This is a genomic window from Neobacillus drentensis, assembly GCF_036965645.1.
Taxonomy (GTDB): Bacteria; Bacillota; Bacilli; order Bacillales; family Cytobacillaceae; genus Neobacillus; species Neobacillus drentensis_D.
In genome coordinates this window covers 2,008-14,825 of the sequence record NZ_JBALPZ010000082.1, presented here as the reverse complement: position 1 = coordinate 14,825, position 12,818 = coordinate 2,008, and the positions used below count along the sequence as shown (strand labels likewise).

General features: G+C 39.4%; 11 protein-coding genes. 9 read left to right on the top strand and 2 right to left on the bottom strand.

The genetic code is table 11. From position 1 onward, the window contains the following. Positions 1-90: 90 nt before the first annotated feature. From V7266_RS16190 to V7266_RS16165, 6 genes are all read left to right on the top strand, one after another. Positions 91-990, top strand: coding sequence for a DMT family transporter (locus V7266_RS16190; RefSeq protein ID WP_335469032.1), 900 nt, complete (start codon positions 91-93; stop codon positions 988-990). A gap of 163 nt (positions 991-1,153) precedes the next feature. Beyond that, positions 1,154-2,161, top strand: coding sequence for a DUF3231 family protein (locus V7266_RS16185; RefSeq protein ID WP_335469031.1), 1,008 nt, complete (start codon positions 1,154-1,156; stop codon positions 2,159-2,161). Between the two features lie 193 nt (positions 2,162-2,354). Further along, positions 2,355-2,933 carry a general stress protein gene (locus V7266_RS16180; RefSeq protein ID WP_335469030.1) on the top strand — a complete coding sequence of 193 codons (579 nt, stop codon included), beginning with the start codon at positions 2,355-2,357 and terminating at the stop codon, positions 2,931-2,933. A 192-nt stretch (positions 2,934-3,125) separates the two neighbouring features. Then, positions 3,126-5,528: a SpoIID/LytB domain-containing protein gene (locus V7266_RS16175; RefSeq protein ID WP_335469029.1), complete on the top strand. Its 2,403-nt coding sequence runs from the start codon at positions 3,126-3,128 to the stop codon at positions 5,526-5,528. 308 nt (positions 5,529-5,836) lie between these two features. Further along, positions 5,837-6,007: a hypothetical protein gene (locus V7266_RS16170; RefSeq protein WP_335469025.1), complete on the top strand. Its 171-nt coding sequence runs from the start codon at positions 5,837-5,839 to the stop codon at positions 6,005-6,007. A gap of 373 nt (positions 6,008-6,380) precedes the next feature. After that, positions 6,381-7,556, top strand: a complete 1,176-nt coding sequence (locus V7266_RS16165; RefSeq protein WP_335469024.1) for a glucose-1-phosphate adenylyltransferase — start codon at positions 6,381-6,383, stop codon at positions 7,554-7,556. A gap of 138 nt (positions 7,557-7,694) precedes the next feature. Here V7266_RS16165 and V7266_RS16160 read toward each other — a convergent pair whose 3' ends face one another. Next, on the bottom strand, positions 7,695-7,997 hold the full coding sequence (locus V7266_RS16160) for a hypothetical protein (protein WP_335469022.1): 303 nt from the start codon (positions 7,995-7,997) through the stop codon (positions 7,695-7,697). 226 nt (positions 7,998-8,223) lie between these two features. On the opposite strand from V7266_RS16160, the gene V7266_RS16155 reads away from it, so the two are divergent. Continuing rightward, a complete protein-coding gene (locus tag V7266_RS16155) occupies positions 8,224-8,982 on the top strand; it encodes a putative protein N(5)-glutamine methyltransferase (RefSeq protein ID WP_335469020.1) in 759 nt (252 codons plus the stop codon). Positions 8,983-9,119: 137 nt separating this feature from the next. Here V7266_RS16155 and V7266_RS16150 read toward each other — a convergent pair whose 3' ends face one another. Further along, positions 9,120-9,863, bottom strand: coding sequence for an AAA family ATPase (locus tag V7266_RS16150; protein WP_335469120.1), 744 nt, complete (start codon positions 9,861-9,863; stop codon positions 9,120-9,122). A gap of 266 nt (positions 9,864-10,129) precedes the next feature. Between V7266_RS16150 and purT the strand changes: the two genes are divergently transcribed. Beyond that, entirely contained in the window at positions 10,130-11,296 is a 1,167-nt protein-coding gene (purT, locus tag V7266_RS16145; protein ID WP_335469019.1) for a formate-dependent phosphoribosylglycinamide formyltransferase, read from the top strand. 56 nt (positions 11,297-11,352) lie between these two features. Next, complete coding sequence (locus V7266_RS16140) at positions 11,353-12,624, top strand: L-lactate MFS transporter (RefSeq protein ID WP_335469018.1); 1,272 nt, start codon at positions 11,353-11,355, stop codon at positions 12,622-12,624. Positions 12,625-12,818: the final 194 nt, after the last annotated feature.

Here is a 12,818-nt window from a genome sequence, read left to right as displayed (position 1 = left end):
AAAAAATTATATAAGAGTAGATAATATCCAGCTCTTTTAAAGGAAGAGTTGGATTTTTTGTGTGATTTAGTATCAAAGGGGAGAGAAATTATGAAAATGTCAAAATCAATGGCCAATATCCTGCTATTGATCACTTCTGTTTTTTGGGGTTCAGGCTTTGTGGTAACCAAAATAGCATTAGACGCAAACGTATCTGCTGGTTTGATCAATTTTGTCAGGGGGTTATTGTTTGTTGTCTGCATCCTGCTGTTTTTTTATAAAAAAATCGTGAAAATGACCTTCAAGGATTTTAAAGTAGGGTTAATTGCCGGCCTGCTTAACTTTGGAGGATTTATTACCCAAACAATTGGTGTAATTTATACGACTCCATCGAACAATGCTTTTATTTCTGCCGCTTATGTCGTGATTGTGCCTTTTTTAGCTTGGACCATTTATGGGAAAAAGTTTCAAGTAAAAAGTTTGGTCTCCATCATTGCTTGTCTAATAGGAATGGTGATTATGACAGGAATTATGAGTGAAGAAATAACCGTCAATATCGGAGACGTATACACCCTCATCTGTGCGTTTTTTTACGCAGGTTCTATTGTCTATCTTGGATATAGTACAAGTACAACCGAATTTAGTGTGGTGGCGTTTATGCTTGCTGCAGTCCAAACAATGGGTGGCTTCCTTTTTTACCTCTTCGTAGAGCATGGACATCTTTCGGACATTAATTGGTCTGTTGCGATTGTTCCGTTGTTATATATGGGAATCATTTGTTCGTTTATGGGTCAAACATTACAGGTTTTAGCGCAAAAACATACTTCGGCTACATCGGCAGGACTTATTATGATGCTGGAATCTGTTTTTGGTAGTATTTTTTCGATCGCGTTTGGCTTTGAACCGATAACCCTAAAGTTAATTGTTGGAGGAATGATCATTATGCTTTCGATTATTCTGATGGAAGTCGAGTTTAAACAGGTGATAGTCAAGAATAAGGAAATCATTTAAAGCTAAGTGCCTGTGCAATTCATCTTTCTATAGTTAATTAATGTCTACTTAAAAATGAATAAAAATAAATGATTGTAAAAAAATAAGTGGAAGGAATGTTAATAAGGAGCACGGATTGTCACAAGAATTGGTAAACAAAAAAGAGGAGACAAGGCGGTGTACGATGAGTTCTAATAGGGTTCCAATCACATCAGCAGAATTAGCAAATTTATGGTTAACTTACCAAGAAAAAACGATGATCATGAGAATATTGGAGCATTTTATAGAGCACTGCGATCATGATGGAAGAGAACTGTTGCAAAATCACTATAATGCTGCTTCTAAAATCATTGAAATCGTGACAGATATCTTTAAACAAGAAGGTGCTGTCATTCCGATTGGTTTTACAGAAGAAGATGTAAATAAAGGTGTGCCAAAATTGTATGATTTTATGTTTGATATCATGTACTTGCATATGATGACGAAAGTGGAAATGAGCCTCTATTCACTTTTTTGCGGCATGTCCTATCGAAAAGATATAAATGATTTCTTTATTGATTTAACAGCAGAATCCCAAGTAATGAACAACTCAGCAACTCAATTTCTTTTAGAAAAAGGGGTTTTGGTACGTCCGGCTTTTGTTTCAATGCCTAAAGATGTTCATTTTGTTCAGGATGAGAACTATAGAAGTGGCTTTAGTTTATTCGGTGAGCTGAGAGCGCTGAATACCATAGAAGTTTCCCTCATTCATCATGCCATTGAAACAAATCTAGTGGGGATGCAATTAATGATCGGTTTTGCGCAGGTTGCTTCCTGTGAAGAGGTAAAAAATTATCTTGTAAAAGGAATGAAATTATCCAAAAAGATTGAAATCAGTTTAGGTGAATTTCTCCGACAAAGTTTTATTGAACCACCAGCTACTCATGCCGGTAAAGCGACTTCTTCAAAAATTGCTCCATTTTCTGATAAATTAATGATGTACAACGCTAGTTTGTTAACTACTTTCGGCCTTGGAAGTAATGCATTAGGAGGAGCATTTAGTTTGCGAAATGACTTGCCTGCCAAAATGGCTATGCTTGCAGTAGATATTTTCACTTTTGCTCAAGATGGAGGAAAGATTATGATTCAAAAAGGATGGATGGAGGAACCGCCGCAGATTGAGGATCGAAATCAATTGACTAAAGGGGAATAAGCGTAAGTGAGGGGAAACCCAGAAGAAGTTTCTTTTACTTATTGGAATAATTGATGCACAGCCGGGAAGAATGCCTGTTAACCAAATATTTACATAAACGATGTAGGATGTCGATGGCAAAAAAGGAATGTTTGATTCCTCCTGAGGGCGGGTAGTTAGAATAAAGACTACCAATCCAAAGGAGGAATTTTTAATGTATGAACATGAAAAGCATTTGGTGGGAGTTTACGATACTGAAGATGAGGTCATTAAGGCGGTTGAAGATTTAAAACGGCAGGGCTATGCTTCCGAGGATATTTCAGTAATCGGGAAAAACAAAGACGACGTAAGAGATATTAATGATGCTACTGGAACGACAACTGAAAAAAGCGCAATGGCTGGAGCAGCAACAGGCGGAGCACTTGGCGGGGTATTGGGACTCCTTGCTGGTGTAGGTGCCCTCGCTATACCAGGCATCGGACCTCTTGTAGCGGCTGGACCAATCGCTGCTACCCTGACTGGAGCAGCTGCCGGCGCAGGAGTAGGTGGACTAGCAGGTGTCTTAATTGGCTTAGGAATTCCTGAAGACGAAGCGGATCGTTACGAAGATCTAGTTAAAGAAGGTAAATTCCTAGTTGTGGTGGAACGCCGAGAAAACCGTGTAGGAGAAGGTCAAACAGTTGATCCAACCGTAAACCAAGTTGATTCAAGCGGTACGATAAGTTCAAATGATCCCTACAAAACTCCAGTTACTTCCTTAAATCAATCGAATCCTAATGTAAACAATTTTTAATAATGGAAAGTGGAAAGGGTACCTGTTCTTCAACTGGAACAGGTACCCTTTTTTTGGTCTTCTATTTTACTAGTAATATCCAGTTGTGGGAATCAAATTACATTGTTCGAAACCTATTAAACTTATATATTTATAACATAATTGTTACAAAATAGTTACATTGGTCAGATAAAAGGGGGAGAATATAACGTAGTGAAGAAGGTTTTCTTAGTGCTTTTAGGCACTCTATTAATCTATACATCTAGTAATCTATCAACTATAGCTTTTGCTAATGAAGACCCCATGATTTCGGTAAAATTAAAAAATTATATAGGCAGCCAAACGCAATTAACCGTTAAAGTAAAAGGGGAATACACGATTTCCGGATCTGATTTTTCATTATTGGAAGGGAAAACTTATACGGTAAAGGCAGAAAATAATGCCCTGACTTTGTATGAAAATGGAATACTGAAATCAACATTTACAAGCCTTACAATGGTGCCAAAAATCTACGGTACAAACAATTCTATCATGATTAATGATCGACCTTATTTAGGTAGTATGAACTTTGTGATTGAAAATAATACCTATGTTCGACCGATTAATACCCTTCCGCTAGAAGATTATTTAAAAGGGGTAGTCCCATTTGAAATGATGGCTTCCTGGAATAAAGAAGCATTAAAAGCTCAGGCTGTAGCAGCCCGAACTTATGCTGTTCGATATCAATCAAGCATGATGGATGATACGGTTAATTACCAGGCTTATGGAGGTTATACCTGGAATAGCAGCAGTACAGCAGCGGTTGAAGAAACAAACTCCCAATACCTTACTTATAATGGGAAAACGATTGATGCATTTTATTCCGCTAGCAATGGAGGCATGACCGAATCAAATGCGAATGTGTGGGGCGGCACTCCATTACCTATGTTTCCAATCAAACAAGATCCTTACGATACAAAAGTTCCGTGGGGGTTTACATTTAAGAAAACACAAATGGATACAACCACGTTAGACTTAGCAAATCCTCAAAATTGGTGGAATTCTGTTAAAGAAATGGATTCATCATTCATGACCAACATTAAAAATTGGATGGTTCAGAACGGTTATGCCAATGATGAAATTAAAATCATTTCCATTCCTGCCTTTTCTTTTTCAAATGATAAGACAAGTGGAAATCGAGTAAAATACGGAAATATCAGCATACAATTCTTCTTAAAAGATAAAACATCCGGTCAATTCGTGATGGACAATGGTCAAATCAAGGTGAACACCCTATCTTATGTCAACACGAGTGCTTCAAGGATTCGTGCCATGGTTGGAATCAATAACATGAAAAGTTATTTAGTGTCCAATTTTATCGAAAATGATAGCTCCTACACCGTTAATGGGTTAGGAAATGGTCATGGTGTTGGAATGAGTCAATGGGGTGCAAAGGTGATGGCAGACCAGGGACGCAGTTATCAAGAAATCCTATCTTTTTATTTCCCTGGCACGACGTTAGCGAATGCAGCTCCACCGGGAAGCACGACGACAAGTCCTTCAATAAATTCAACAGATGCAAATGGAACTAGTACAACTGACACTACGATTGTAACGACAGCTCCGGTTATGGATAAAGTGGCTCCATCCATTTCAAATGTGAGCTCAGCCTATACTGAACAATCCAATCAGATTTCTGTGAACTTTAATGTAAACGAAGCTTCAACGATGACTGTTTATGTGAAAAATTCACAAGGGACCATACTTTCCTATTTGTTACAAAACAATCCACAAAATGCAGGAAACTTTCATTTAACCTATGATGTATCAAAAGTCCCGAATGGTGTATATTCGTTTGGAATTATTACGATCGATTCAAGTAACAACCGTTCTTCTTATCTGCAAAATGTAACGGTGAATAAAGCAGCCGCAGCACCTGGAAACAATACAGGATCAACTGTTCCCACTGTATCAACTGCATCATTACCATCAAAAGGGTATATGGATGCTCCTGTTGTTGGAACCACCTTAAAGGGTAATACCCCTATCAAGGGATGGTTTTTGGATGGCAGCGGTGTAGCAAAAATTCAGGTTTTAGCAGATGGAAAAGTCATCGGTACTGCGCAATACGGAAGTTCCCGCACGGATGTTCAAAAAGCTTTTCCGCAATATCAAAATGCAAACTCAGGTTTTCAATATACGCTTAATACGAATACTCTTTCGAATGGGCAGCACACCCTTACGGTTCGGGAAACCGGGAAAAATGGCAAAATCACCGATCTAACACGCAAAGTGAATGTCCAAAACTTGCCGGCAAAAGGTTACATCGATAGCCCGGCTGAAGGAACGTCCATTAAAGGGAGTACAATTGTAAAGGGGTGGTTTTTAGATGGGAACGGTGTATCCAAAATAGAAGTATTGGTGGATGGAAAAAGTATCGGTACTGCACAATATGGAAGTTCGCGTACAGATGTCCAAAAAGCTTTTCCGCAATATCAAAATGCTAATTCAGGATATCAATATACGCTGAATACCCGTATTCTTTCCAATGGTCAACATCTGCTTACCGTTCGAGAGACGGGGAAAAACGGTACTGCCACTGTTCTGGCAACTAGAAAGATAAATGTTCGAAATTGAAGGTAGTCTTTATGTTCCCACTTATGATGACCCCAATTGAATCAACAATGGTATAAGGATAAAAGGATGGAGTAATTCCATCTTTTTTTTGAATTCTTTTTTGAGATTTTGTCTGTGTTTTGATCTTTAAACACAATAGGACAGGAACCGTCTTGATAGAAAACGCAGAAAGATAGAAATGACAATTTTATATGATTTAAGTCATGGTTTTTGGGTATATATAGGATAGATAAAAACTACCAACTATTAGTCAGGTTAAGCTAGTAGCAGGAGTGAAGGGAAAATTCAATGGAAAGAGGGGAGTTTAATTGGAGTTATTAGATGTTGGAACTTGGTTTCAGTATTTTTTGTTGATCATTAGCGGTTGTTTAGTTTTGTTACTTTTATTGTTGTTTTATTCCAATCGATATACTCGTGAAAAAATAAAACAAATTGAACAGAATGATGAAAGGATGGAAACCTATTCGGATTATCACTAGCTGTGCAAGAGTTGAACATCCAGCTGCCTTTTGGCGGTTTTTTTGTTGAACAGTCAGGACCGTTTTTTCCTTACTGTAGATAGGAACTGCCTTTTCAATAAAGGAAAGCGACAGACATAAATTTTTCGTGATTTTCCGAACTTTTGTATTCACACAATAGACATATTTCCTTACATATCTTTTCCTTATAAATCGACATGAACAGAGCTGGTAAACGTTTTAAAAATTATTGACTGAAGGAGTGTAGTTGAAATAGAAACGAATCATGTCTAAATGCAAGTGAAGTGGTCGGATTTAATTGATATCGAATATTTAATACCTTTGTTACAATGTAAAACAGATTAATAAAGTAAATTTTTTACAGGAGGATACTATGAAAAATAAACAGTGTATCGCGATGCTTTTAGCAGGAGGAAGAGGCAGCCGCTTAAAGGAGTTAACTCAATATATTGCTAAACCAGCCGTTCCATTTGGAGGGAAATATAGAATCATTGACTTTACACTAAGTAATTGCCGTAATTCCGGTATTGATACAGTAGGTGTTTTAACCCAATACCAGCCTCATACGCTTCAAAATTATATTGGTGATGGGAAACACTGGGACTTAAATAGAAAAAATGGGGGCGTAACGATTCTTCCTCCTTATCAATGCGAAGAGGGGGAAAAATGGTATGAAGGGACGGCCCATGCGGTTTACCAAAACCTCCGTTATATCGAAAAATACAATCCGGAATATGTACTCATCATTTCAGGTGACCACATTTACAAAATGGATTACAGTAAAATGATCGAACAGCATATGCAAACGAAAGCAGATGCGACGATTTCAGTGATCCATGTACCGTGGAAGGAAGCGAATCGGTTTGGCATTATGAACATAGATCCGGAGTCCAATAGAATCGTTGAATTTGAAGAAAAACCGAAACAACCGAAATCGAACTTAGCATCCATGGGGATTTACATATTTAATTGGAAGTTATTAAAAAAATATTTGGAAAACCAAGAAAAGACCCCATTTTCATCTAAGGATTTTGGCAAGGATATCATCCCTGCGATGATTCAGAATGACCAGCAATTGTATGCCTATCAGTTTAAAGGATATTGGAAGGATGTTGGAACAATCCAAAGCCTTTGGGAAGCCAATATGGATTTGCTTTCCTATCAATCCAATCCTCTTTTACAGAATGAAGAGTGGGAAATTTATACCCATGATACGTCGCAAAAACCTTTGTATTTTGATGGGAAAGCAAGCCTGCACCAATCACTTGTGAGTGAAGGATGTAAAATATTTGGGACTGTGCAGAATTCTGTCCTTTTCAACGGAGTCACAGTGGGAAAGGGGGCGGTTATTAAGGACTCAGTTATTTTACCAAATACAGTAATTAGTGAAAATGCGGTGATTAATAGAGCCGTTGTTGGTAGTGGTTCGGTGATTGAATCGAATGTACATGTGGGAGCAGCCCGCCCATTTAGCGAGATCACTTTAATAGGGAATGGTCAGATCATAAAAGATGATATAGTTGAAAAGATCAAAGGACACGCGGTATAGAAAAAGTTTTAGGAAAGCTAGGGACAAAACAGTTAAGGATTGGACCTTTCCATCAGGCCTTCTCTGGTCTAGTTTACTGGCTAAATAGTGATTTCCTTCCTCAGGACAATATCATATGATACTGTCCCGGGGAGTGGATTAATCATACCTTACTTGTTCTTCTCCCTCCATAATAAGCTCAAGTTCTGTAAGAAAGTTAAGTTCAAGCGGTGCAGGTAATCGTTCCATTAATTCCTTTATTTCACTATGATTTTCTGCTTCTTCAATGGTGGTTGGTGGTTGATCTAAGTGCTGATACCAATGCTTTAACTCGTCAATAAACTCATAAAAGTGCCTTTCAAACCTTTCTGCACATTCTTCGGCTTCGTCCTCTGAGGATTTCTTCATTAATTCCCAATCTTCTAGGGCAGTTTCCAATCTCTCTTTGACACGTTTTATCATTTGATCACCTCTCGATTATTAGTATATGAACATATAGGGATTAGGGGCAAGTTTTCCAGATTCCAGCCGCCATATTGTCGACTTATTCATATAAGAGAGTCAAAGAAGGATATTTCTCTCAGTTCTCGAATACAGATATTAAAAATTATTTTAATTTTCAGAAGTGGTGAGATAAATAGGGCAGAACAATACTTTCTTTTTAAATAATAAACTGGAAAAAAAGATAATGGATAGACTTCGGAGCGAGGGGTGTATTTTTGCTGAAGAAGAAACACAGTTATTAATCTCAGAGGCTGACAGTATCGAGGATTTAATGAGTATGGTAGAAATACGAGCCAGCGGCTTACCATTGGAATACGTCCTTGGATTTACCAATTTTTGTGGTCTCCGAATAGAAGTAGAACAGGGAGTTTTTGTACCGCGTCAACGGACGGAGTTTCTGGTTCAGCAGGCACAAACCTTGACCTTCATTTCTGATATTGTTGTTGATTTATGCTGCGGGTCTGGTGCTGTTGGTGCCGCGATTGCAGCTGACCTGAAAGAGATTGAATTACACGCCGTTGACATCGATCCCGTCGCAGTAAAATGTGCTTTCCGCAACATAACTAATAGGGAAGGACACGTTTATGAAGGTGATTTGTATCATGCATTGCCTGCTTCGTTGAGAGGTCGTGTGAACATCATAGTGGCCAATGTTCCTTATGTTCCTACTAATGCAATCAAGCTGCTTCCCCAAGAGGCACGGCTTTATGAACCAACAGTGGCACTTGACGGAGGAAAGGATGGTCTAGACCTTCAGAGAAAGGTAGCGGAAGAGGCTCCAGAGTGGCTTGTTTCTGGAGGATACCTTTTGGTAGAAACGAGCGAAATGCAGGCGGATCAAACCTATGAAATCTTTGCTAATGCTGGACTAACGACGAAAATAGCTAGAGATGAAGAATTGGATTCAACAGTTGTGATTGGAAGAAATGATGTCAAAGAGTAACTACAAAATTAATAGGTTCCATCTTCTACAAACATATGAACTATAAACACGAATGACACAACAGGATTAAAATTTAATACAAATAGGGAGTTGACAACTATGTCAGCTCCCTATGTTTTTTATAACAAGAATACTGGTTATTCCAGAAGATGATGAAGCATTCTTTGAGGGTCATTTAAGAACCGTTTCATGATCTGAAAATGATTCGTTTCTTCAAGCTTTTTCTCCTGTATTCCATCCTCGCTTAACTCATAAATATAAGAGTTTGGATAAGACATAATGATCGGTGAATGGGTAGCGATGATAAGTTGTGAGTGTTGATTCACTAAGTCATGTATTCTAGTAACCATCGACATTTGGCGTAAGGGGGAAAGAGCAGCTTCAGGTTCATCAAGAATATAAATTCCATTCCCTCCAAAACGGTGAATAAAGGTTGAGAAGAATGCTTCTCCATGTGATTGTTCATGTAGGGATTGTCCGCCAAAAGAGTTTATGATCTTAGGACCACCGCCTCCTTGATCTAATTCCTCAATATTCGAAGCCACATTATAAAAACTTTCAGCACGTAAGAAGAAACCGTCTCTAGGCTTATCGATGCCCTTGATCAGTTTTATATAGTCTGTTAATTCAGAATGGGAATCAAACGTAGAAAAGTTAAAGTTAAAAGATCCACCCTCTGGATTAAAACCAAGGGAAACGGCAATCGCCTCTAATAAGGTGGATTTTCCCATTCCGTTTTCACCAATAAGGTAGGTAACCCTGGGATGAAATGTCAGCTGATCTAGAGTCCTTATACTGGGAAGATTAAAAGGAAATTTTGTAAATGCAGGTACATCGTCTCTCTTTAAAACGACACTTCTTACATAGGGGGAATTTATCACCACGTATCAACTACCTTAATATTTTATATTTAATTTTATCACAGGTCCGAGTGCAAAACATAAAACTGATGCCACCGTTCAAGGATGGTTCTTTTTTTTCACATAGCTAGATTAAAAACTGGTTGCGTTTTCAAAGTGTTAAACGAACAATAAATTAAAAACAATAATTAATGTTCGTGTTTTGAGTAAAAATATCACTTGAATGACGTGGTAATATGGGTTAATATGATGAAAAGACAAACAATAATAATAAGGGGTTGTGTGAGATGTTTGGCACTCAGACAAAAAAAGTGATGTTACTAGGTTCTGGTGAGCTTGGGAAAGAGACAATCATCGAGGCTCAGCGTTTAGGACTAGAGACCATAGCGGTAGACAGATACGAAAATGCTCCGGCTATGCAGGTCGCTCATCGTTTCTATGTGGTGGACATGCTCGATGGAAAAGAGCTCCGCAGAGTAATAGAACAAGAGAAGCCGGATTTGGTCGTTCCCGAGATTGAGGCGATTGCAACAGAAACCTTAATCGACCTCGAAAACGAAGGATTCCGGATTGTACCGACAGCTAAAGCAGTAAACTTGACCATGGATCGAGAAGGAATCCGGCGCTTGGCAAGTGAAGAACTGGGGATTCCTACAGCAAAATATGCTTTTGCGAACACAATAGAGGAATTAAGGGATGCTGTAGAGGAAATCGGGATTCCATGCGTGATTAAACCCATCATGAGTTCATCTGGAAAAGGGCAAACCGTTTGCCGTTCGAAGGAAGATATAGAATGGTGTTGGAATGAGGCCATCTTAGGCGGAAGAGGCAAAAAAACCCGGGTGATTGTGGAAGAATTTATCCATTTTGAATCGGAAATTACTCTGCTAACCGTCCGTTCCATTTCAGGGACCACCTACTGTGCTCCCATTGGACATGTTCAAAAAGATGGTGACTATATTGAATCCTGGCAGCCGCATGATATGTCAACGGAACAAATTGCACAAGCACAGGATGTCGCTAAAAAAATCACCGATGCCCTTGGCGGGTATGGACTTTTTGGAGTGGAATTATTTCTTTCTCCACAAGGTGTTTATTTTAGTGAAGTGTCCCCACGGCCTCATGATACGGGGATGGTGACAATGGTTACGCAGGATCTTTCTGAATTTGCCTTACATGTAAGAGCCATTTTAGGCTTCCCGATTCCATCTGTTCAGCTATTGAAACCTGGTGCTAGTCATACTATTAAAGCAACAAAAGAGAGCAAGACCTACCAAATTACTGGAATTCCAGAAAGCTTATCCATCCCTGATACACAGGTTAGAGTTTTTGGAAAACCAGAAACAAAAGTGGGACGACGGATGGCAGTCGTGTTGAGCAGCGGAGAATCAGTCGAAGAGGCAAGGCAGCGAGCCGCATTAGCAGCCTCCAAAATGACCGTTACTCATGAGTAGTACAATTGATATCAACTCACAGCTGGAAAAACAACAGGAAAAAGGGGACTAAAAGGATGCAAACAAAAAATCGTTGGCTGATCGCTCTTTCAGCCGTCGGAATTCATATTTCAATTGGTTCTGTTTACGCTTGGAGTGTTTTTACAAAACCACTTCAGGAACAAATGGGCTGGGGATTAAAGCAAATCTCGTTTACGTTTAGCTTGGCGATTCTATTTTTAGGTTTATCAGCTGCCTTTTTAGGGCACTTTGTTGAGAAGTTTGGACCAAGAGCGGCTGGTACACTAAGCGCGCTATTTTTTGGAGTGGGAATTGCGGGGGCTGGTTTAGCCATTCATTTAGAATCATTACTATTACTCTATTTATTTTACGGAATGATTGCAGGAATCGGCTTGGGGGTTGGTTACATCACACCTGTTTCCACGCTGGTTAAGTGGTTCCCTGACCGAAGAGGTCTCGCAACGGGACTAGCCATCATGGGATTTGGTTTTGCTTCATTGATAAGCAGTCCGATTATGAATCATTTAATCGAAGCATACGGCATTTCAAATACGTTTTATATTCTAGGTTCTGCCTACTTCATCATCATCTTTTGTTCTGCTCAGTATCTTGCGCCGCCAAAAGAGGGATGGGTCCCTAAGGGGCTAGAAGCAGCTGTCAAAAAGTCTGGTGCCAGGAAATTAAACCGTGACCTTCGTCAGTTGACCGCCAATGAGGCAGTCAGAACAAGACAGTTTTGGGCCTTATGGGTGATGCTTTTTATCAATATTACCTGTGGAATCGCGATTCTTTCTGTTGCCTCTCCAATGGCTCAAGAGTTAGCAGGGATGTCGGCTGCCGGAGCGGCGGCAATGGTTGGGATCATGGGGTTATTTAACGGATCAGGAAGGATTGCTTGGGCGACCATTTCTGATTACATCGGAAGGCCCAATGTTTACACCCTATTCTTTGCGTTTCAAATCGTTGCCTTTTTTATGCTGCCAAATATAACAGTTGGACTTCTTTTTTCTATCATTGTTTATATGATCATGACCTGTTATGGAGGAGGATTTGCCTCGATACCTGCCTATATCGGCGATTTATTTGGAACCAAGCAGCTTGGGGCCATTCATGGCTATATTTTAACTGCGTGGGCTGCAGCTGGACTAGCCGGACCAATTTTTGTTTCCTGGGTAAGGGAGACCACTGGAAGCTATCAGGGGACTTTAGTCATCTTTTCAGGGATCTTTATACTTGCTTTAGCCATTTCTCTCTTAATCCGTCTAGACATTAGAAAATTAAGGGCCAAAAGCGAAAATCCTATCTTCAAAAATGCAGGGAATTTTTAACGCACCATAAAAATATCACATTATACCAGGCACCACACCAGTACAGTTGAAAAATGGTGTGGTGCTTTTATTTTTCCTCTGTTAAACGAAATAGTTGTTTTTATAATCTGTTGATTGAAGCGGAAGACGCTTGACTCCTGCGGGAGTACGGGGCAGGGGAGAACCCACAGGCGCTTTCAGCGCCGAGGAGGCTC

Bases quoted from the DNA above. Each gene is read 5' to 3' on its own strand.
- purT (WP_335469019.1), top strand. From the start codon at position 10,130: ATGTTTGGCACTCAGACAAAAAAAGTGATGTTACTAGGTTCTGGTGAG.
- V7266_RS16160 (WP_335469022.1), bottom strand. From the start codon at position 7,997: ATGATAAAACGTGTCAAAGAGAGATTGGAAACTGCCCTAGAAGATTGG.
- V7266_RS16180 (WP_335469030.1), top strand. From the start codon at position 2,355: ATGTATGAACATGAAAAGCATTTGGTGGGAGTTTACGATACTGAAGAT.
- V7266_RS16165 (WP_335469024.1), top strand. From the start codon at position 6,381: ATGAAAAATAAACAGTGTATCGCGATGCTTTTAGCAGGAGGAAGAGGC.
- V7266_RS16155 (WP_335469020.1), top strand. From the start codon at position 8,224: ATGGATAGACTTCGGAGCGAGGGGTGTATTTTTGCTGAAGAAGAAACA.
- V7266_RS16140 (WP_335469018.1), top strand. From the start codon at position 11,353: ATGCAAACAAAAAATCGTTGGCTGATCGCTCTTTCAGCCGTCGGAATT.
- V7266_RS16185 (WP_335469031.1), top strand. From the start codon at position 1,154: ATGAGTTCTAATAGGGTTCCAATCACATCAGCAGAATTAGCAAATTTA.
- V7266_RS16190 (WP_335469032.1), top strand. From the start codon at position 91: ATGAAAATGTCAAAATCAATGGCCAATATCCTGCTATTGATCACTTCT.